Annotated in this window: 21 protein-coding genes; all 21 read right to left on the bottom strand. The window is 71.1% G+C overall.

All coding sequences use genetic code 11. The annotated features are described in order from the left end of the window. Window positions 1-57 precede the first annotated feature (57 nt). The 21 genes from FPZ22_RS00230 to flhF all read right to left on the bottom strand — a co-directional run bounded on the left by FPZ22_RS00230 (window position 58) and on the right by flhF (window position 20,610). Window positions 58-1,521 (bottom strand): MFS transporter, encoded by a 1,464-nt coding sequence (locus FPZ22_RS00230; RefSeq protein ID WP_144889209.1) that lies wholly within the window; start codon window positions 1,519-1,521, stop codon window positions 58-60. Continuing rightward, complete coding sequence (locus FPZ22_RS00235) at window positions 1,521-2,765, bottom strand: amidohydrolase (RefSeq protein ID WP_144889211.1); 1,245 nt, start codon at window positions 2,763-2,765, stop codon at window positions 1,521-1,523. Before FPZ22_RS00235 ends, FPZ22_RS00230 begins: the two co-directional genes overlap by 1 nt. 81 nt (window positions 2,766-2,846) lie before the next feature. Further along, window positions 2,847-3,914, bottom strand: coding sequence for a protein-glutamate methylesterase/protein-glutamine glutaminase (locus tag FPZ22_RS00240; protein WP_144889213.1), 1,068 nt, complete (start codon window positions 3,912-3,914; stop codon window positions 2,847-2,849). Then, window positions 3,911-4,501, bottom strand: coding sequence for a chemoreceptor glutamine deamidase CheD (gene cheD / locus FPZ22_RS00245; RefSeq protein ID WP_144889214.1), 591 nt, complete (start codon window positions 4,499-4,501; stop codon window positions 3,911-3,913). The genes FPZ22_RS00240 and cheD overlap by 4 nt, the downstream gene beginning before the upstream one ends. Then, window positions 4,498-5,361: a CheR family methyltransferase gene (locus FPZ22_RS00250; protein ID WP_144889216.1), complete on the bottom strand. Its 864-nt coding sequence runs from the start codon at window positions 5,359-5,361 to the stop codon at window positions 4,498-4,500. The genes cheD and FPZ22_RS00250 overlap by 4 nt, the downstream gene beginning before the upstream one ends. 53 nt (window positions 5,362-5,414) lie before the next feature. Further along, entirely contained in the window at window positions 5,415-7,805 is a 2,391-nt protein-coding gene (locus FPZ22_RS00255) for a methyl-accepting chemotaxis protein (protein ID WP_144893786.1), read from the bottom strand. Between the two features lie 55 nt (window positions 7,806-7,860). Then, window positions 7,861-8,244, bottom strand: coding sequence for a hypothetical protein (locus FPZ22_RS00260; RefSeq protein ID WP_144889218.1), 384 nt, complete (start codon window positions 8,242-8,244; stop codon window positions 7,861-7,863). 109 nt (window positions 8,245-8,353) lie between these two features. Then, window positions 8,354-8,830, bottom strand: coding sequence for a chemotaxis protein CheW (locus tag FPZ22_RS00265; protein ID WP_425463007.1), 477 nt, complete (start codon window positions 8,828-8,830; stop codon window positions 8,354-8,356). A gap of 130 nt (window positions 8,831-8,960) precedes the next feature. After that, on the bottom strand, window positions 8,961-10,931 hold the full coding sequence (locus FPZ22_RS00270) for a chemotaxis protein CheA (protein WP_144889222.1): 1,971 nt from the start codon (window positions 10,929-10,931) through the stop codon (window positions 8,961-8,963). Between the two features lie 25 nt (window positions 10,932-10,956). Beyond that, a complete protein-coding gene (locus FPZ22_RS00275) occupies window positions 10,957-11,322 on the bottom strand; it encodes a response regulator (RefSeq protein ID WP_144889224.1) in 366 nt (121 codons plus the stop codon). Then, entirely contained in the window at window positions 11,319-11,624 is a 306-nt protein-coding gene (locus FPZ22_RS00280; RefSeq protein ID WP_144889226.1) for an STAS domain-containing protein, read from the bottom strand. The genes FPZ22_RS00275 and FPZ22_RS00280 overlap by 4 nt, the downstream gene beginning before the upstream one ends. Window positions 11,625-11,679: 55 nt before the next feature. Continuing rightward, window positions 11,680-12,336, bottom strand: a complete 657-nt coding sequence (locus FPZ22_RS00285) for a chemotaxis protein CheW (RefSeq protein WP_144889228.1) — start codon at window positions 12,334-12,336, stop codon at window positions 11,680-11,682. Further along, entirely contained in the window at window positions 12,336-13,112 is a 777-nt protein-coding gene (locus FPZ22_RS00290) for a ParA family protein (RefSeq protein WP_144889231.1), read from the bottom strand. Before FPZ22_RS00290 ends, FPZ22_RS00285 begins: the two co-directional genes overlap by 1 nt. Beyond that, window positions 13,112-14,065: a flagellar motor protein MotD gene (gene motD, locus FPZ22_RS00295; protein ID WP_144889233.1), complete on the bottom strand. Its 954-nt coding sequence runs from the start codon at window positions 14,063-14,065 to the stop codon at window positions 13,112-13,114. The genes FPZ22_RS00290 and motD overlap by 1 nt, the downstream gene beginning before the upstream one ends. 9 nt (window positions 14,066-14,074) lie before the next feature. Then, the gene (locus FPZ22_RS00300; RefSeq protein WP_144889235.1) at window positions 14,075-14,815 is read right to left on the bottom strand and encodes a flagellar motor protein; all 741 of its coding nucleotides are present in this window, start codon (window positions 14,813-14,815) and stop codon (window positions 14,075-14,077) included. Between the two features lie 77 nt (window positions 14,816-14,892). Beyond that, window positions 14,893-16,686, bottom strand: coding sequence for a chemotaxis protein CheA (locus FPZ22_RS00305; RefSeq protein WP_144889237.1), 1,794 nt, complete (start codon window positions 16,684-16,686; stop codon window positions 14,893-14,895). Window positions 16,687-16,690: 4 nt separating this feature from the next. Beyond that, a complete protein-coding gene (locus FPZ22_RS00310; protein ID WP_144889239.1) occupies window positions 16,691-17,299 on the bottom strand; it encodes a protein phosphatase CheZ in 609 nt (202 codons plus the stop codon). After that, entirely contained in the window at window positions 17,296-17,688 is a 393-nt protein-coding gene (locus tag FPZ22_RS00315) for a chemotaxis response regulator CheY (RefSeq protein WP_168198882.1), read from the bottom strand. Before FPZ22_RS00315 ends, FPZ22_RS00310 begins: the two co-directional genes overlap by 4 nt. Window positions 17,689-17,715: 27 nt before the next feature. After that, entirely contained in the window at window positions 17,716-18,471 is a 756-nt protein-coding gene (locus tag FPZ22_RS00320; protein WP_168198883.1) for an RNA polymerase sigma factor FliA, read from the bottom strand. Beyond that, the gene (locus FPZ22_RS00325) at window positions 18,468-19,328 is read right to left on the bottom strand and encodes a MinD/ParA family protein (protein WP_246120775.1); all 861 of its coding nucleotides are present in this window, start codon (window positions 19,326-19,328) and stop codon (window positions 18,468-18,470) included. Before FPZ22_RS00325 ends, FPZ22_RS00320 begins: the two co-directional genes overlap by 4 nt. Further along, window positions 19,315-20,610, bottom strand: coding sequence for a flagellar biosynthesis GTPase FlhF (gene flhF, locus FPZ22_RS00330; protein ID WP_144889244.1), 1,296 nt, complete (start codon window positions 20,608-20,610; stop codon window positions 19,315-19,317). Before flhF ends, FPZ22_RS00325 begins: the two co-directional genes overlap by 14 nt. Window positions 20,611-20,736 lie beyond the last annotated feature (126 nt).

The raw sequence follows: 20,736 nt of genomic DNA on the forward strand, positions 1-20,736 counted from the left end.
GCCCGGCATCGCCGGGCGTTCCTCATCGGACCGCACGTGCAGCGACCGCATGGGCCGTCAGCCGACCTTCTGCTTCGGAATGAAGATCGTCACCGAGACCAGGGCCGCGATCGCCATCAGCGCATTGAACGCGAGGCCCACCATGCCGGCCTCGCGCACCGCCACATTGTCCTGGCGGCCGGAGAACTCGATCACCGTGCCGACGATGTCCAGGCCCGTCTGCGACAGCGCCGTGAAGATGGCGGCGGAAGCGGCGACGCCGAACGCCGCGCCCAGCGAAGACGCCATCTTGTAGATGCCCGAGCCCGCACCGGCCTGGTCGCCCGGCAGGTTGGTCAGGGCGGCATCGGTCGACGGCGTGGCATAGAACGCCAGGCCGAGGCCGAACAGCGAGTACGCCACCACGGCCAGGATCGTGTACTGCCACTGCATGGTGTGCGTCGCCATGAGCAGCAGGATCGAGGCCAGCACGACCAGGCAGCCCCACAGCATCGGCTTGCGTGGACCGAAGCGCTGCAACAGCTTCTCGCCGACACGGATGAAGGCGATGATGAAGACCGCGTAGCCGATGGTGAGGTAACCGGCGGTGGCCGCCGACATGCCGGCCGCACCCTGCAGCACCCACAGCGAGACGGTCAGCGCGCCGGCGGTGCCGTTGATCAGGAAGTTGGAGATGGTGGCGCCGGTGAAGACCGTGTTCCGGAACAGTTTGAAGTCCACCAGCGGGTAGGGTGCCTTGAGTTCGGCATTGACGAAGATGCCGAAGGCCACCAGGAACACCGCGAACAGCGCCCAGGTGGCCAGGTTCGCCCAGCCGATGCTGGAACCCTGAGTGACCACGATCAGCAGCGCCGCCAGGCCCACCGCCATCGAGACGATGCCCGTCCAGTCGGTCTTGCCCGGTCGCCCGGCCAGCGGCGCCGACTCCGGGATCTGCCGCATCAGCAGGATCGAGGCCACCGACACCAGCGCGCAGATGACGAAGATCGAGCGCCACCCCAGCACCGTGGACGCCATGAAGCCGCCGAAAATGGCGGTCAGGCCCGAGCCGCCCCAGGAGCCGATGGACCACATCGACACCGCACGTTGGCGGTCGGCGCCGTCCCAGTAGACCTTCAGCAGCGCCATGGTGCAGGGCATGATCGCGCCCGCCGCCAGACCCTGCAGGATCCGGCCGAGAAGGATCATCGGCGTGGCGGCCGCATCGGCCGCGAAGGCGATCAGCAGCGAGCCCGCGATGTTGAGCAGGTTGCCGAAGAAGACGACCCGGACCCGGCCGTGGCGGTCGCCCAGGCCGCCGAGCACCACGATGAACATGCCCGAGAACAGCGCCGACAGCGAGATGGCGATGTTCATGACCGGCATCGGCATGCCGACGTCCTCGGCCATCAGCGGGCCGATGTTCATCGTGGTCTGCGCGAACAGCCAGAAGGTGACGACGGCCAGGACGATGCCCAGCAGCGCGGAGTCGTTGCCCTTGAAGCCGGTGGTGCCGGCCGCGGAACCGGTCATGGTGGCCATCACTTGTCCTTGAGGAGCCAGGGGGACGCGGCGACGACGATCGCCTCGGTGCCGCGATCGAGCGTCGGGTGGATGTCGGGTGCGAAGAAGGGCGAGTGGTTGCCGGGCGCGTTCTTCCAGTCGGCGAAGCCGCCCAGCCCCCAGTAGGTGTAGGGGCAGCCGAAGGCGTCGGGGATGATGGAGAAGTCCTCCGAGGCCGGCACCGGCGCCATGTCCACCGAGTCCTCGCCGAAGTACGCATCGAAGGCCGCGCGCACGCGCGCGGTCGGCTCCGCGTGGTTCGAGGTCAGCGGGTACTGGTCGTAGTAGCGGAATTCCGGCGGCTTCGGCGAACGCGCTGCCTCGCATTCGGCGCGGACGATGCGTTCGATGGCCTCGTGCAGGTGCTTCTCCACGTCCTTGTCGAAGGCGCGGGTATTGAGCTGCAGCACCGCGGAATCTGGAATGATGTTGGACTTGGTGCCGGAGTGGAAGCTGCCGACGGTGACCACGGCGGTCTCCCTGGGCGCGACCTCGCGCGCGACGATGGTCTGCAGCCGGGTGACGATCGCCGCGCCGAGTACGATCGGGTCGACGCCGAGGTTCGGCATCGAGCCGTGCGAACCCTTTCCGTGGAGCGTGATCTCGATCGAGGCCGCGGCCGAGAACAGCGGGCCGCTGCGGATGCCGACGGTCCCGCCGGGCAGCGTGCCGAGCACGTGCTGGCCGAGGTAGACGTCGGGCTTCGGCAGCATCCGGACGATGCCGGCGTCGACCATGGCGCGCGCGCCGGAGGCGTTCTCCTCTCCGGGCTGGAAGACGGCGACGAAGGTGCCGGACCAGTCGTCACGGTGCGCGTGCAATGCCTGGACCGCGCCGAGCAGGAAGACGACATGCATGTCGTGGCCGCAGGTATGGGCGACCGGGGTCTCCCTGCCGGTGGCCTCGTCGACCTGGGTGGCTCCTTCGGCGGCGTAGTCCTTGCCCGAGCGCTCGGCCATGGGCAGGGCGTCGGTGTCGCCGCGCATCGCGACCACGGGGCCATCGCCGTTCCGGAGGAGTGCCGCGATCCCGGTCCTGCCGATGCGGATCACCTCTTCGATGCCGCAGGCCGCGAGCTCCTGCTCGATCCTTTCGGCCGTGGCGAACTCCTGCAGCGACAGCTCGGGATGGCGGTGGAAGTGCTTGTAGAGCGCTTCCCTGGCGTCCCGGGTGGACGCGAGGCCGGACAGGATGCGCTGGATCGAAGGGTTGCGCGAGGACATGGTGCCTCCGGGGGATCGCAACGGTCGCTGCGAGCCTACGCCCAACCGCGGCCGTCCGCACCAGGTCGGGCGTTCCGCCCGTCAGGACAGGGCGAGCACCCTGGCCGCGACCTCATGCAGCGGCACCACCTCGTCGGCGGCGTCCAGGCGCACCGCAGCGCCCGGCATGCCCCAGACCACGCTGCTGGCCTCGTCCTGCACCAGGGTCGCCGCCCCGGCGTCACGCATCGCCCGCAGCCCGCGCGCGCCGTCGCTGCCCATGCCGGTGAGCAGGACGCCGATGGCATCGGCGCCGGCGTGGCGGGCGACGGCGTCGAACAGCACGTCGACCGAAGGACGGTGCCGGTTGACCGGTCCGGCGTCGATCACCGCGCAGCGCCAGCCCTCGCGATGCCGGACCACGCCGAGGTGGCGCTCGGGAGGCGGCAGGTAGGCGTGGCCCGGCAGCACCGGCGCGCCGTCCACGGCCTCCAGGACGCGGAGCGCACTGTGGCGGTCCAGGCGTTCGATGAAGGGGCGGCTGAAGGTGGCGGGGATGTGCTGGGTGATCACGATCGGCGGCGCGTCCGCCGGCATCGCGCCCAGCACCTGGCGGATCGCCTCGGTGCCGCCGGCGGAGGCACCGATGGCGACCAGGCGCGAGGACGGCGAGCGGCCCCGGGGTGCGACCGCGGGTGCGAAGCCCGCGGCGGCTGACCCGCTCGGCGCCGGCTGGAAGACGGCTGCCGGCCGCGCCTGCACCCGGGCCCGCGCCGCCTGCCGGACCCGGGCCGCAAGCTCGGTCGCGGACCGCTCGAATTCCTCCATCGCCGTCGCCTTCGGCTTGGCGATCACGTCCACGGCGCCCAGCGAAAGGGCCTGCAGCGTGGCCGTCGCGCCGCGCTCGGTCAGCGAGGACACCATCACCACCGGCAGCGGATCCTCGCGCATCAGCTGCTCCAGGAACTCGAGCCCGCTCATCCGCGGCATCTCGATGTCCAAGGTCAGCACGTCGGGTCGAAGACGCTGGATCTTGTGGCGCGCGATCAGGGGATCGGCCGCCGTGCCCACCACCCGGATTCCGGGATCCCGCGCCAGCATGCTCGACAGCAGCTGGCGGATCACCGCGGAGTCGTCCACCACCAGCACGCGGACCGGTGCGTCGCTCACTCGAACAGCTCCACGCCGCCGCTGGCGGGCTTGGCCGACAGGCGCGCCCGCACCGCGGTTTCGGCGGCCGCGACCTCGGCTTCGTGGGCGTGCGGAAGACGCTGCACCACCACCCGCCCGGTGTCGGGAAAGAACCATATCTTGCGCGGATGGATGCCACCCAGGTCCGAGGCCAGCACCGGGATGCGCTCGGCATCGAGGTAGGTCCCGATGAACTCGGCGTTGCGGCTGCCGACCGGGTTGCTGGTGAAACCGCGCAGCACGTTGGCGCCGCCAAACACCTTCGCTTCCAGCCGGCGCCGGCTGGCGCCCCGCTTGAGCAGGTCGTTGATCAGCAGTTCCATGGCGTGGCTGCCGTAGCGTGCCGGCGCGCCGTCGCGGACGTTGCCGTCGGGCAGCATGAAGTGGTTCATGCCGCCGATGCGCAGCAGCGGGTCGCGCAGGCAGGCCGCGACGCAGGAGCCGAGCACGGTCACCAGCGCGGTGCCGTCGTCGACGGCGAGGTACTGGGTCGGCATCAGCTTCGCCGCCTGCACCTGGAAGCGCAGGTCGTGGTAGCGCAGCACGTCCCCGGCGACGACGCTCATGTCGCGACGCCCTGCGCGCGACGGTACAGGGTGCGGCCGCAGGGAACGATCAGGTCTCCGGCATGGAGGTAGTTCTCGGAATGCCCGGTGTAGAGCACGCCGTCGGCGGCGAGGTGGGTGACGAGCCGGGAGAGGATCGCGCGCTGCGTCGGTTTGTCGAAGTAGATCATCACGTTGCGGCAGAACAGTGCGACGATGTCGTGGCCGACCTCGTAGCGCGGCTGCAGCAGGTTGAGCGGCCGGAACTCCAGCAGCGCCTGCAGTTGCGGACGGATCCGGCAATGGCCGGCGCGCGGCCCGGTGCCGCGGAGGAAGTATTTGCGCACCAGGGCCGGATCGAGGCCGGCGATGCGCTCGAGCCGGTAGACCCCCGCCGCGGCCGTCGCCAGCACCTGGGTGTCGATGTCGGTGGCGACGATGCGCACCGGCGGCGCCAGGGTGCCGAAGGCCTCGCAGGCGGCGATGGCCATGGAATAGGGCTCTTCGCCGGTCGATGCCGCGCACGACCAGAGGCGCAGGGGCTTCCGGTCGTCGGCGCGCGCGACAAGGTCTTCCTTGAGCCGCTCGAAATGGTGGGGCTCGCGGAAGAACGAGGTGAGATTGGTGGTGAGCGCGTTGACGAAGGACTGCAGCTCGTCGCGCTCGTTGTCCGCGAGGTGGTCGAGATAGGCGCGGAAGCTGTCGATGCGCAGCGCGCGGAGGCGGCGGGACAGGCGGCCGTACACCATGTCGCGCTTCCCCGGCCCCAGGGAGATGCCGGCGTGCCGGTGGATCAGTTCGCAGATCCGCCGGAAGTCGCGTTCGCTGAAGGGAAACTCACGCTCGGTGTCCGGATGCGGGAGCGTGCCGGGCATGTCCATGGCCTTGCCGCACACCGCCCCCGGCGCATTCCGCGCCGGGAGAGATGGCTGGCTCAGAACTCCTGCCAGTCGTCACCGGCGAGCGCCGGTTCGTTGCGCTTCGGCTGCGCGGGGGCACCCCGGCGGGCCGCCGGGGCCGCGGCGGGCGCCTGGGCGCGTGCACGGGAGGCGGAAGCCGCGGCTGGCGCCGGCGTCGCCGCGGCGTTGGAGAGTCCGGGGGTGTCATCGGACAGCCGGAACGCCGATACCGCGTCCGACAGCTGGCCGGCCTGTTCCTCCATGCTGCGCGCGGCGGCGGACGCTTCCTCGACCAGGGCCGCGTTCTGCTGGGTGGTCTCGTCCATCTGCGCGATGGTCTGGTTGACCTGCTCGATGCCCGAGGCCTGCTCCTGCGAGGCCGCCGAGATCTCGGCCATGATCTCGGTCACCCGCTGCACCGAAGCGACCATCTCGCCCATGGTCCGGCCGGCCTGTTCGGCGAGCGTGGAGCCGTTGGACACCTTCTCGACCGAATCGTCGATCAGCGCCTTGATCTCCTTGGCGGCGGTGGCCGAACGCTGGGCCAGCGAGCGCACCTCGGAGGCGACCACGGCGAAGCCGCGGCCCTGTTCGCCGGCGCGCGCGGCCTCGACCGCGGCGTTGAGCGCGAGGATGTTGGTCTGGAACGCGATGCCGTCGATGACCGAGATGATCTCGGCGATCCGGCGCGAGGAGCGCTGGATCTCGTGCATGGTGTCCACGACCTCGCCGACCACCTGGCCGCCACGGGTGGCGACGTCGGCGGCACCGATGACCAGCTGGTTGGCCTGGTGGGCGTGCTCGGCGTTCTGCTTGACCGTCGAGGTGAGCTCCTCCATGGAGGCGGCGGTCTCCTCGAGGTTGGCGGCCTGCTGCTCGGTGCGGCGCGACAGGTCGCTGTTGCCCGAGACGATCTCGCCCGAGGCGGTGTTGATGGCACGGGACGCGCCCTGGATGCTGCCGACGAGCGCGGTCAGCTGTCCCGTGGTGCGGTTGGCGTCGTCGCGCATGCGCGCGAACACGCCCTGGTAGTCGCCGTCCATGCGCACGGTCAGGTCGCCGGCGGCCAGCGCCTGGAGCACGTCCAGCACGCCCTGGAGGCTGGTGGCGTTGACGTCGAGCAGGCTGTTGAGCTGGTCGGCGATCTGCCGGTAGAAGCCCTTCTTGCCTTCCAGGCCGATGCGGCGCGAGAGGTCGCCGGCCACGGCGGCGTCGATGACCTGGGCCAGTTCGGCCTCGACATGCACCTGCGGAGTGCGGTCGCGCCACTCGGCGACGTAGCCGAGCGGACGTCCGGATTCATCGTCGACCCGGGCGACGGTCAGCACGAAGTGCGCGTCGCCCATCCTGATCTCGCCCAGGTGGGTGCCCTGCAGGTTGGCCAGGATGCCGGCCACCATCGTCGGGTTGGCATGGAACATGTCGATGTTCGAGCCGACCAGGCCGTCGAAGTCGAAGTCCGGGCGGTGCCTGCGGATCTCGGGCTCGTACTGCCGCAGCATGTCCGTGACGGCGTCGTTCGCGTAGGTGATCGTGCGCTCGGTGTCCGTGATCATCACGCCCGTCCCCGAGCTGTCCAGCGCGGTGCGGATGCGGTAGTTCTCGCCGGCGATCCGCCGGTCGTGCTCGATGCGCTCGCGCAGGTCGTGCTGCATGCGCTGCAGCGCATGCAGCAGGTCGCCGATCTCGTCCTCGCCGTCGGCAGCGATCTCGTTGTCGAGGGTGCCGGCGGCGACGGCGTTGGCGACTTCCACCGCGCGGTGCAGGCTGCGGGTCAGGAGCGCGGCCACGAACCACGCGATCGCCATGCCGCCGAGCACGCCGGCGACCAGCATGATGAGCACGAGGGTGTTGGAGGCGGTGTTGGTGCTGCGCACGCTGGCCTTGGCGGCATCGGCGGCGGCCCTGTCGTGCGCGGCCAGCGTGCCGACGGCGTCGGTGGTGGCCGCGTGCAGCTGGTGGGTCTCGCCCAGGAAGGTGTCGACGGCGTCGTCGGGCAGGTCGAGGTCGATCATCTCGTTGACGTCGGCGTACGACTGCCGCGCCTTCTGCCAGTTGGCCACCGTCGCCTCGTACAGCGCGCGCCGTTCGGCATCATCGGCCGCAAGCAGGCCCTCGTACTCGGCGAAGGTCGCCTCGATGCGGCCTCCCAGCTCGTCGGCCCGCTCGCGTGCCTGCTGCTTCACCGCGTCGCTGGCCCGGATCAGGCCGCGGTAGGAGGTGTCGCGGTACTCGCCGAGCAGGACCTCGGCCTCGGTGGCGATGGCCAGCGAGCGCATCGTGCCTTCGACCAGGCGGTCGGTCTCGCGCGCGATCGAGGACATCCCGACCCAGGAGACGATGCCCTGGACAAGCATCAGCACCAGCACGAGGCCGAATGCCAGCGAGAGCTTGTGGGCGAGGCGGAGGTTCTTGAGGCGCTGCATCATGGCCTTTCCAGAGTCGAGGGGCAGGAGCGCCGCCCGTGGCGGCGCGGAACGCTCAGCGGATGTTGGCGAGCTTGATGTCGGAGGCGGAATTCACCGCGATCTCGGCACGGGAGGCGTCGCGCTCGATGCTGCCGATGACGCAGATGTCGCGGCCCTGGAGCTCTTCCGGCGAGGGTCGGAAGCTGTCGCGGATGTTGCCCGGAATGCGCGCCGAGAAAGTATGGCGCGGGAAGCTGCCACCCATGTAGAGGAAGGTGGGCTCGCCTTCGGTGTTCTGCGCATGGCGGGTGCGCTCGACCTTGCCGCAGACCATGCCGCTCTTGCCGACGTGGCGTACGGCCTGTTCGGCGGGAATGGCTTCCTGCGCGAAAGCGGTCGAGGTGAGCAGGAGGCAGGCGCCGAGGCTGATGGCTGCCAGGAGGCGGCTGGTGTTCATCTGGAACTCCGGGAACGTGGGTTGGTGAGCTGTGGCCGCAATTGGACTGGCGTGTCCGGCGGCTTTCGGGCTCTCTATCGGCGGCGGCCGGCGGAACTTGAGCCCCGACTCAGGCGGCGTCCTCCGCGGCCTCGCCGATGTCGGCCCAGTCGATCAGGGACTTGATGTCGAGCAGGATCACCATCCGCTCGTCGGTGGCGCCGATGGCGGAGATGAAGCGCGTGTCCACGGCCGCCCCGAGTTCGGGGGTGGCCCGGATCTGGTCGGCCCCGAGGAGCACGACGTCGGACACCGCATCGACCACGATGCCCGCGGAGCGACCGTCGAGATTGAGGACGATCATCACCGTGAACGGGTCGTAGCGGGCCTCCCTGAGGCCGAGCTTCATGCGCAGGTCGAGCACCGGCACGATCGCGCCCCGCAGGTTGACCACGCCGCGGATGTAGTCGGGGGTGTCCGGGATGCGGGTGACCCCGTCATAGCCCCGGATCTCCTGCACCTTGAGGATGTTGAGCGCGTAGTGCTCGTCGGCGAGCGCGAAGCTCAGGTACTCGCCCGGATCGGGGAGGGTGACGGAGGTGTTCAAGTGCCGCTCCTGCATCGGTCGCGGGCGCGCAAGCGCCCTGTGCAGGGAAGATCGGCCGCGGGGCCGGGAACTTGAGGGAGGCGGAGTGCGCGGACCCCAACGAAGCCGCACCGGCCACACTCGAGAGGCCTCAGGCGGCCGTGTGCACCAGGCGCGTGCGTGCCAGTCCGCCGACGTCGACGATCAGCGCCACGCTGCCGTCGCCGAGGATGGTGGCGCCGGAGATGCCGTCCACGCGGCGGTAGTTGTGTTCCAGGCTCTTGACCACGATCTGCTGCTGACCGAGCAGGGCGTCGACCTCGACGGCCAGGCGCTGGTCGTCGCTTTCCACCACCACCGCCACCGGCGCCTCGCCCCCGCCCTCGCCGGCGCCGGCGCCGGCGCCGTAACCGTAGGCGTCGCCGAGCGAGAGCAGGGGAAGGTATTCGTCGCGCACCTTCAGCAGCCGGCCGCGGCCTTTCACCGTGCTGATGTCGGCGGGCGCCGGTCGCAGCGCCTCGCGGACGTTCGCGAGCGGCAGCACCAGCGTCTCGCGGCCGGCGGACACCGTCATGCCGTCCAGGATCGCAAGCGTCAGCGGCAGCCGGATCACCACCCGGGTGCCCTGGCCGGTGCGCGATTCGAGCTGAACGCTGCCCCCGAGCTTGCGGATGTTGCTGCGCACCACGTCCATGCCGACGCCGCGGCCCGAGAGATCGGTGACGGCGCCGGCGGTGGAGAAGCCGGGATGGAAGATGAAATCCCAGACCTGCGCATCGCTCGGCTCGTCCGGGACCGGCAGGCCGCGCTCGCGGGCCTTGGCAAGGATGCGGTCGCGGTCCAGGCCGCGGCCGTCGTCGGAGACCTCGATCACGATGTGGCCGTCCTGGTGGGAGGCGGCGAGGCTGATCGTGCCGGTCGGCTCCTTGCCCGCCGCGGCGCGCGCCGCCGGTTCCTCCAGGCCATGGTCGATGGCGTTGCGGACCAGGTGCACCAGCGGGTCTGCGATCTTCTCGATCAGGCCCTTGTCGAGCTCCGTGGCTTCGCCGCGCACCTGCAGCCGCACCAGTTTTCCGAGCTTCCCGGACAGGTCGCGGACCAGGCGCGGGAAGCGGCGGAAGACCGCGTCCACCGGCAGCAGCCGGATGCCGATGACCGCGTCCTGCAGGTCGCGCGTGTTGCGCTCCAGCTGCTCGAGGGCGGTCGCCATGCGTTCGGCGAGGGCGGCATCCACCCCCTTGCCCAGCTCCTGCAGCATCGAGCGGGTCACCACCAGCTCGCCGACGAGGTTGATCAGCGCGTCGACCTTGTCCACGCCGACGCGGATCGAGCTCTCGGCGCTGTCGCGCGTGCCCGCCGATGCAGCGGCGGCGGTGGCGCCGGCCGTGCCGGTGGCTTTCTGTTCCTGCCGGTGGAGCGGAACCAGCTCCAGGCGGCAGACGTCCTCCACCCAGGCGAACACGCCTTCGACCGCCGCCCGGGAGGCGGGGGCGCCCAGCTCCAGCGTCCAGCCGAGGAACGATTCCAGCGGATCGAGCGCGTCGAAGGCGGGCAGGGCGTCGAACCGCGCCTCGACCTTCAGCGGGCCGAGCTCCTCCAGCTCGCGCAGGATCCGCAGCGGATCGTTGCCGCTCATGAACAGCCCGGGCTCGGGCCGGAAATCGATCTTCCAGCCGATCAGCTCGCCGGCGCCGGGCGCGGCGCGGGCGGCAGCGGCCGGAGCGGCGCCGGCATCCTCGCCGAGCAGCGCCTGCAGGCGACTCTGGACCGCTTGCATCCGCGCGGGGTCGGCGGGCTGCCCGTGCTCGGCTTCGGCAAGCAGGGCGCGCAGCGCGTCCCCCGACTCCAGCATGGCGTCGATCGCTTCGGGCTCGATCCCGCGCTGCCCGGCGCGGATGCGGTCGAGCAGGGTCTCCAGGACGTGGGTCAGCTCCGCCATCGCGGAGAAGCCGAAGGTGGCTGCGCCGCCCTTGATCGAGTGCGCGGCGCGGAAGATGGAGTTGATGAGTTCGTCGCCGCGCTCGCCCGCCTCGAGCGCGAGCAGGCCCGCCTCCATCGCGTCGAGGCCTTCGCGGCTCTCTTCGAAATAGGTGGCGTGGAAGCGCTGCAGATCGATGCTCAAGGAGGGGTTCCTGCCGAACGGCGGCTCAGCTGACCACGCGCCGCACGGTGGCGACGAGCTGGTCGGGGTCGAACGGCTTCACCATCCATCCGGTGGCGCCGGCGGCCCGGCCATCGGCCTTGCGGTCGTTCCCTGATTCGGTAGTCAGCATCAGCAGGGGCGTGAACTTGTAGTCCGGCAGCTGGCGCAGCTCGCGGATCAGGGCGATGCCGTCCATGTTGGGCATGTTGACGTCGGTGATGACGGCGCTGAAGCGGGCGCCGCGCGCGCGTTCGAGCGCGATGCTGCCGTCTTCGGCCTCCTCCACCTCGTATCCCGCGGACGTCAGTGCGAACGAGACCATCTGGCGCATCGAGGTCGAATCGTCCACTACGAGGATGCGTGCGCTCATGTGTGCTCCACGGTGTTGCGTTGTTGCCCGGGTGCCGGGCCGATGCCCAGCGCGTTGTCCAGTCCGAGGGTGCCGGCGGCGGCGCGCAGCGTGTCGCTGCAGGCCGACCAGCCCGTATCCAGCCCGGCCGCTTCCCGCTGCCGCCACCAGGCGGCCAGCAGTTGCAGGGCGGCGGTGTGCACCCGCTCCACGGCAGCGCCGTCCACTTCACGGGGGGACTCCCCCGCGTGGGCGGCCAGCGCTTCCTTCAGTGCGGCGCAACGCTCGATCCCGAGATCGTTGTCCAGTGTCACGACGCCCATGGGGCCTCCGGAGGGGGACGGTTCATGGGCAGTAGCGGCCGCGCCGGCGCGAACTTTAGCGCAAGGTCGCGCCGTCAGTGCAGGGGGTGGCGAGCAGCCGGCTGGCGTCGAGCAGCAGCATGACCCGGCCCCCGAACCGGGCGATGCCGCGGATGCGCTCGTCGCCCACGGGCGCGAGCTGCGAGGCGCGCGCGTTCTCGACCCTGGTCTCGTCGATGAGGACGATATCCTCCACCGCCGAGACCTGCAGGCCCAGGATTTCGTTGCGCTCCTCCAGGACCACGATGCGGGTCGCCGGCGTGACCTCCACCGGGGTGGCGCTGAAGTGCAGGCCCAGATCGATCACCGGAACCACCTGGCCGCGCAGGTTCATGACACCGCGCACCGCCGCGGCCACGCCGCGCAGCGGCAGCAGCGGGGCGGGCAGCACCACTTCGCGGATCTTCAGCAGTTCCAGGGCATAGGTCTGGTCGCCGCAGCGCAGGCGCAGCCAGCGCGCCAGGTGCTCGACCCGCGCCTCCGGCGGCTCGGCGATCGGAGCGCGACCGGAGCGCGCCGGCGCCCTGGCTGCGGCGTGCGGCGGGGATGCGGCGGGAACCGGGGGGGGGGGAGGCGGGGGGTGCGGCGGGGGCGGCGGTGCCGCGGGGACCATCGCCGGTGCCGGCGACAGCAGGAGGTCGACGTAGTCGTCGATGGCGTGCACTGCGTTCATCAGGCTGCCCGCTCCAGCGCGCGCTCGCTGTCGAGCAGCCAGTCCAGCGCGCGGCCGTAGGCGGGCAGGGCCCGGCCCGGCAGGCCGTTCGCGAAGGACTGGCCTGCCACCAGTTCGGCGTTGCTGATCAGGGTGTCGATCGGAATGGCGTCGTCCCAGACCTCTCCGCGGTACTCCTCGCCCAGCAGCGCCAGGGTGTCGCGCCCGGCGCGGGTACGGCGGTCGAACAGGGTCGGCAGGATGGCGGTCGGCAGCGGACGCTTGCGCGAGCGTTCGATCATGGCGCCGGTGCGGCGCATCCCCGCCAGCCCGTGCAGCGCCAGCGGCTCGCACTGGGTGGGGATGACCAGGCGGTCGGCGGCGGCCAGCGCGTTGACCACCAGCAGGCCCAGCATCGGCGGGCAGTCGAGCAGGATGTAGTCGTGCCCGGCATGGCGCGACAGCGCCTGCGAGAGCGCCAGCCCCAGGCCCGGCTGGCTGACGCTGCGGCGTTCCAGCGTCGCCAGGGAGGTCTGGGCGCAGACGAAGTCCATGCCCTCCACCGCCGAGGGACGCATCAGAGCCGCCAGGCTCTGCGGCGGCGCGGCGAACAGCTCCGCGACGCCGGCGGGCGGCGGCTCTGCGGCCACGCCGAAGGCGCGGGTCAGCGACGCATGCGGATCGAGGTCGACCAGCAGCACGCGCAGGCCGCGCTCGGCCAGGATGCGGCCGAGCGCGAGCGTGGTGGTGGTCTTGCCCACGCCGCCCTTCTGGTTCGCGATCGCCCAGACGCGCATCAGCCGTTCCCCTGCTGCAGGGCGCCCGGTCCGGGGCGGCGGATGGCGGTGGCCGCCGGCGCGTGGCGAGCGCCGGCCGGCGATTCCAGCACGTCGGCAGGACGGGCACCGGGCGTGTCCGGTGCGGCGAGCACCATCAGCACGACCCGGCGGTTGGCGTTGCGCGCGGCCTCGGTGGTGCCGCCGGCCTTGGGCCTGTATTCGCCGTAGCCGACCATCACCAGGCGCTCCGGCGCCACGGCTTCGCGGACGAAGAGGTGGACCACGCTGGCCGCGCGCGCCGCCGACAGTTCCCAGTTGGACGGGAAGCGCCAGCTGTTGATCGGGCGGTCGTCGGTGTGGCCTTCGACACGCACGGGATTGGGCTGGTCGCGCAGCAGGGCGGCCAGCCGCGCCAGCAGCGCCTGGGCGCCGGCCTCGAGGGTGTCGGACGCGGTGGCGAACAGGATGTCGCTGTTGATCTCCACCTCGAGCCACAGGTCGGTGCGCTGGATGGTGACGGTGCGGGTGCGGATCTGGTCGGCCATGGCATCCTCCAGCTGCAGCGCGATCTGCTCCAGCTGGTGGCGCGATTCGGCCAGGCTGGCCTCGTCGAGGCCCTCGCCGGTGCGGTCGGCGCGCATCTTGGCGTCGAGCATCGGGCGCAGCGGCGAATCGACCAGGACCGAGGAGTTCTCCATGCCCATGCGTGGCGGCGCCTGGATCGGCAGGGGCTGCTGCAGGCTGACGTCGTTGCGGCGGCTCTCGCCCACCTCCACCGGCACCATCGTGCGCGGCGTCCCGCTGAAGGCGCTGGTCAACGAATCCGCGAGCACGCGGTACTTGCCCTCGTTGAGGGAGGAGATCGCGTACATGACCACGAAGAACGCCAGCAGCAGCGTCATCAGGTCGGCGTAGGGGATCGCCCAGGCCTCGTGGTTGATGTGGTCCTCGTGGCGTTTGCGTCGTGCCATGGGCGCGCCTCAGTGCAGGAAGCCGGCAAGCCGGGCTTCGATGTTGCGCGGGTTCTCGCCCTGGGCGATCGCGATCAGGCCCTCGATGGCCAGTTCGCGCGCGCCGCTGCGGCTCGCGATCACGCTCTTGAGCTTGGCCGACATCGGCAGGAACACCAGGTTGGCCGAGGCGATCCCGTAGATGGTGGCGGTGAACGCAGCGGCGATGCCCGGGCCGAGCTTGCTGGGATCGGCCAGGTTCTGCATCACCGCCATCAGACCCAGCACCGCGCCGACGATGCCGAGCGTGGGGGCATAGATGCCCAGGGCCTCGAACACCTTGGTCGCGGCCAGGTCCTGGGTTTCCTCGCCATGCAGCTCGATCTCCAGCATGTGGCGGATCACCTCGGGCTCGAGGCCGTCGACCAGCATCTGCAGGCCCTTTCGGATGAAGGGGTCGGGCTGCGCCTCCACCTGGTTCTCAAGCCACAGCAGGCCCTGGCGGCGGGAGGCGTTGCTCCACTCCAGCATCTGCGCGACCAGGGCGTGGCGGTCGGCCGCCGGCGGCTGGAAGGTCCAGCGGGCGATGTGCAGCGCACGCTTGAAGGTGGCCAGCGGCGTCTGCAGCAGCACCGAGGCGAGGGTGCCGACGATCACGATCATGAAGGCCGCGGGCGACCACAGCGCTGCGATCCCCGAACCCTTGAGGATGCTGCCGCCGAGGATCGACACCAGGCCGAGCACGATCCCGATGGCGCTGAGGATATCCATGCCCCGGGTATCGGCGCGCGGCGCGCGGACTTGAGTGCCCTCGGCAGGTGACGGGACCGCCGACATGGCCGCGTCCGTCAACCTTCGCGCAACGCGTCGACGTCGAGGATCAGCGCCAGCCGGCCGTCGCCGATCAAGGTCGCGCCGGCATAGCCGGGCAGGCCGCGCAGCGCCTGCGGCAGCGCCTTGATCACCACTTCCTCGCGTCCGCGCACCTCGTCCACGATCAGCCCGAAGCGGCTGTCGCCGCGCTGCAGGACCACGATGGTGAACAGGGCCGGGTTCTGCGCCGGCGCGCCGAGCCACTCGCGCATGTCGAGCAGTGGCAGAGTGTGCGAACGCCGGTCGAGCGTGGCCCGACCGTCGATCCAGGCGAGCGAGGCGGCCGGTGCGTGCAGCACTTCCTGCACCCGCGCCAGGGGCAGGGCGTAGGCATCGCCGGCCGCATGCACCAGCAGCGTCGGCAGGATCGCCAGGGTCAGCGGCAGGCGCAGAGAAAAGCGGCTGCCGCGCCCGAGCTCGGAATGGACCTGGATCTGGCCGCCGAGCTCGCGGATCCGCGACTGCACGACGTCCATGCCGACGCCGCGGCCGGAAATGTCGCTGACTTCGCTGCGGGTCGACAGGCCGGGCAGGAAGATCAGGTTGAGGCACTCCTCCGGGCTGAGGCGCGCGGCGGACTCGACGTCGATCAGGCCCTTCTCGCGGGCCTTGGAGCGCAGCCGCTCGGGGTCGATGCCGGCGCCGTCGTCGCGCACTTCGATGCCGACGTAGTCGCCCTGCTGCTGCGCCACCAGGCTGACACGACCCGCGCGCGGCTTGCGCGCGGCGGCGCGCATGGCGGGGGCCTCGATGCCGTGGTCGATGGCGTTGCGCACCAGGTGCACCAGGGGATCGGCGAGCGCCTCGACGAGGGTGCGGTCGAGTTCGGTGTCGGCACCCTCGACGTCGAGCTCGACTTCCTTTTCCAGAGCGCGGGCGACGTCGCGGGCGACCTTGGGGAAGCGCGAGAACACCTGGCCGACCGGCTGCATGCGGGTCCGCATCACCGCGCCCTGCAGGCGCGCGGTGGCGTTGTCGAGCGTGCTGACCGCGCGGTCCAGCTCTTCGTCGCGCAGGCGCGCACGCAGGGTCTTGAGGCGGTTGCGCGCCAGCACCAGTTCGCCCACCAGGTCGACGATGGTGTCCAGGCGGCGGGTGTTCACGCGGATGTTCTGCTCGCGTTCGGGCGCGCCTGCCGGGCCGGCGCCGTGCGAGGGCGGAGCGGGCGGCGCAGCGGCCGAGCGCGGCGGTGGCGGCGCCGGCGCGGGGGCGGGAACAGGAGGCGACGCCGGCGCTGGCGCGGCCGTCGCCGGCGTGCCCGGCGCGGCGCCACCGTGCAGCTGGTCGAGCAGGGCCTCGAACTCGTCGTCGCTGATCATGTCGCCGGCCGCGGGATCCGCGGCGGTGATCGGAGCCGCCGCCGCCACCACCGGCGCGGATCCCGCGTCTGCCGGATCGACCGCGAACGCGGCGATCAGTTCGGCCGGTGCGTCGGGCAGCGGCCTGCTCTGCTCGACGGCGTCGACCATCGCCTGCAGCCAGTCCAGAGAACGCTGCGCCGCGTCGAAATGGCGTGGGACCAGCTGCGCTGAACCGTTGCGTACGGCGCCCAGCGCTTCTTCGGCGGCATGGCAGAGTTCGACCAGCGGCGTGGCGCCGAGGAATCCGGCCCCGCCCTTGATGGTATGGAAGGCGCGGAACACCGCGTTCAGCAGCTCGCGGTCGCCCGGCGCCTGTTCCAGGTCCACGAGCTGTCCGCCCAACTGGTCGAGCAGTTCGCGGGCCTCCAGGGCGAAGTCGACGGCGATTTCCGGCGAGCAGGATTGCATCGGCTCAGAGCCCCAGGTGCGAGAGGAGGTCGTCGGCGTCGCTCTGGCCGACGCGGTCGCGGTCCAGCCCCGATACACCCGGCCCCTCGCCGGCGGTGGCCGGCGCGGCGGCACGGGTGGAGGGGAGGTCCAGCGCGCCGAGATGCTCGTGCACCTGGCGGACGATGCCCGCCACCCGGCGGATGATCTGGCCGCCCAGATCCTGGTGGCTCTGGGCCAGGGCCATTTCCTTGAGCTGTTCGCGCAGCGCGTCGGCGATCGCGGCCTGCGCAGGCGGCAGACCGCTTTCCTGGAGACGTGCGATCAGCGCGCGGCTGTCCTCGATCAGGTCGAGCGTGCGGTGGGTGGCCTGTTCGGTCATCTCCACCACGTGGTCGAGCCGCGCGCAGGCGTCGTCGAGGCCGCCCCCGACCGGCGTAGGCGGCAGTTCGACCAGCGCCTCCTCGAGTTCCCGCGCCAGGCGCCCGAGGCGCTTGACCATGCTGCGGGTCCGCGAGTCGGACAGCGCCTCGATGTGCTCCCGCCACGCGGGCTCGTCGCCGCGCTCCATCGCCTTGAGCGCTTCGTTCAGCAGCCGGGCGAGACGTTTGCGGTCGCCGGCCTCGGTGTTCATGCGCCGGCCCCGAGGCGTTCGAAGATCTTGCCCAGCTTCTCTTCCAGGGTCTGCGCGGTGAACGGCTTGATGATGTAGCCGTTCACCCCGGTTTGCGCCGCCTCGATGATCTGCTCGCGCTTGGCCTCGGCGGTGACCATCAGCACCGGCAGCGGGCGCAGCTGGGGATCGGCGCGGATCGCACGCAGCAGCTCGATGCCGCTCATTCCCGGCATGTTCCAGTCGGTGACCACCAGCTCGATCGTCTCCCGGCGCAGTACGGCAAGCGCGCTGTGTCCGTCCTCGGCCTCGACGCTGTTGTTGAAGCCCAGGTCGGACAGGAGGTTCTTGATGATCCGGCGCATCGTCGAAAAATCGTCGACGATCAGCACGCGCATGTTCTTGTTCACTGCAAAAGACTCCAGGGGGTAGCGACGTCAATCGTCGTTGGCGATGCCGGTATCGGCGAGTTCGAAAGCGGTCAGGCGGCCGCGCAGCCGCACCACCGCCTGGCCGTGCAACTGGCAGACCCGGGATTCGCTGACCCCGAGCACGGCACCGATCTCCTTCAGGTTCAGCTCCTGCTCGTAGTACAGCGAGAGCACGAGCTTCTCGCGTTCGGGCAGATGGCCGATGGCCGCGCCCAGCTCGCGCCCGAACTCGCCGCGGACCGCGACCTCGTGCGGGGTGGCGAACCCGCTCTCCATCGCGGGTTCGGCCTCGCCGTGGTCCTCCACGTGCGAATCCAGGCTGAGCACGTATCCGCGCGAGGCGTCCTCCAGCAGGCGCATGTAGTCGGCCAGCGGCATCTCGAGGCGCGCGGCCACCTCCTGCGCCGACGCGGCACGGCCGGTGGCCTGCTCGATCTCGCGGATGGCGGCGGCGGCCTCGCGCGCGCGCCGGTGCACCGAGCGCGGCACCCAGTCGCCGCGGCGGATCTCGTCGATCATCGCCCCGCGGATGCGGATGGAGGCATAGGTCTCGAAGGAAGCGCCCTGTTCGGCGTCGTAGCTGCGGGAGGCCTCGATCAGGCCGATCATGCCGGCCTGGATCAGGTCGTCCACCTCCACGCTGGCCGGCAGGCGCGCCGCGAGGTGATGGGCGATGCGGCGCACCAGCTCGGCATGCTGCAGCACCGGATCGGGCGCCGTGGCCCGCTGCACGGCCTGGTACTCGCGGGCCGCCAGGCTCACGCCGGCGCTCCCTGGCGGATCATCCGCTCGACGAAGAACTCGACGTGCCCGCGCGGCGCAGCGGGCGACTGCCAGCGCCCGACCCGCTGCGCGATCTCGACCAGGGCGCGCGCCGACGGGCTGCCGGGAAAGGCCTGCACCACCGCCTGCTGGCGCTGCACAGCGGCGCGCAGCCATTCGCAGTGGGGCACGGCGCCGAGGTAGTTGAGCGAGACGTCGCCGATGAAGCGTTCGCAGACCCGCGACAGCTTGTCGTACAGCGCACGGCCCTCGTGCGCGCTGCGCACCATGTTGGCGATGATCTGCACCCGGTCCACGCCGCGCTCGCGCGCCAGGACCTTGATCAGCGCGTAGGCATCCGTGATCGAGGCCGGCTCGTCGCAGACCACCACCGCCGCGTCCTGCGCGGCCTGGCAGAAGGTCAGGACCGAGTCGGTGATGCCGGCGGCGGTGTCCACCAGCAGCATGTCGAGGTCGTGTTCGAACTCGCTGAAGACGTTGACCAGGCCGGTGTGCTCGGCCGGCTGCAGCTCCGCCATGTGGCGGCGGCCGGAGGCGGCGGGAACGATCAGCAGCCCCGCAGGCCCTTCGATCACCACGTCCGGGAAGCCGCAGCGGCCGGCGACCAGGTCGGCGAGGGTGTGCAGCGGCGACAGGCCCAGGAGCACGTCGGCATTGGCCAGGCCGAGGTCGGCATCGAACAGCATGGTGCGCTTGCCGAGTCCGGCGAGGGCGACGCCGAGGTTGACCGAGACGTTGGTCTTGCCGATGCCACCCTTGCCACCGGTCACCGCCAGGGTCCGTACGGACCCGGGGCGCGGCGCGGCTGGAATGGGGTTGGGCTCAGGCAGTTGCATGCTGGTACTCCGGGACAGACGGCTTATCGGCATCGCGGCGGAGATCTTCAAGGCGAAGCACGAGATGGGCGGCGTTGGCGCGGCGCAGGTCATCGGGAATGCGCTGGCCGTCGGTCACCCAGGTCAGCGGAAGCTGGTGGTCGGAGACCACCGACAGGGCGCTGCCGAGGCGGCCGGTCTCGTCCAGCTTGGTCAGCACGGCGCCCTGCGGACGGGCGCCCTGGAAGCGGCGCACCACCTCGTCCAGGTCGGCGAAGTGGGTGCTGGCCGGGAGGACCAGCAGGGTCCGCACCTGGCGCGCGGCGCGCAGCCAGTGCAGCTGGCTGGCCAGGGCATGGTCGCGGTGGCTGAGGCCGGCGGTGTCGATCAGTACCAGGCGGTAGTCCTCCAGGCGCTGCAGCAGGTGGAACAGGCCCGCTTCGCTGTCCGCCTCGTGCACGGCGATGCCGAGCTGGCGACCATAGCCGTGCAGCTGCTCGCGGCCGCCGATGCGCGTGGTGTCGGTGGTGACCAGGGCCACGTCGCGCGCCTGGTGCTGGGACGCGTACAGCGCGGCCAGCTTGGCGATGGTCGTGGTCTTGCCGGCGCCGGTCGGCCCGACCAGGGCGATCACCCCGGCTTCGTGCAGCGGATCGACGGGGCAGATCGGCAGGCGCTTGGAGATCAGCCCCAGCATCAGGCCGCGGGCCCGGTGTTCCGGGGTGTCGGGCGGGATCTGCAGCACGACGTCGCGGGTGATGCCGGCGTCGAAACCGTAGTCCTCCATCAGGTGCATGGCCTGGGCCCGGACCGGCGAGCCACGCAGGCGCTCGTCGGTGAGGCGGGCCATCTCCCGCTCGATCATCTGCCGCATCTGCGCCAGCTCGTCGCGCATCCGCGCCAGTTCCCCGTCGCTGGCCGGCACCGGCGGGGCCGGAACCGGGCCCGGCACGGGGGCCGGCGCCGGAGTTCCGTCGCGCGGCGTGGCCGCCGGAGCGGGGTCGCGCGCCACTGGGCCGGCGAACGCGGGGCGGACCGGCTCGAAGGGCGCGTGCGCCGGCCTCGCCGGTGCGGAGACGGGCGACGGCACCAGTGCGGCCTTCACCGGCACAGGTTCCACGGCCATGCGCTGGGCCTCGATGGCGCGCTGGACGAAGGCTTCGTCGTAGTTGCTGGCGGCGACGATCTCCACGCCCTCGTCGATGCGGCGGTTGGAGAGGATGACGGCGTCGGGGCCATGCGCCTCGCGCACCAGCTGCATGGCACCGCGCATGTCGGCGGCGACGAAACGGCGGACTTTCATGGGAGGTGCTCGGAAAGGGGGGAGGAGGGAAACGGAAATCAGGGCGGGAGCATCGCCTGCCCCGATCGCGTGGAGTGTCCGTCGTGCTGTGGTCGTACTGCGCATCGTTCTTCTCCGTTCCGGCGT

The sequence above is a fragment of the Luteimonas granuli genome (assembly GCF_007795095.1).
Taxonomy (GTDB): Bacteria; Pseudomonadota; Gammaproteobacteria; order Xanthomonadales; family Xanthomonadaceae; genus Luteimonas; species Luteimonas granuli.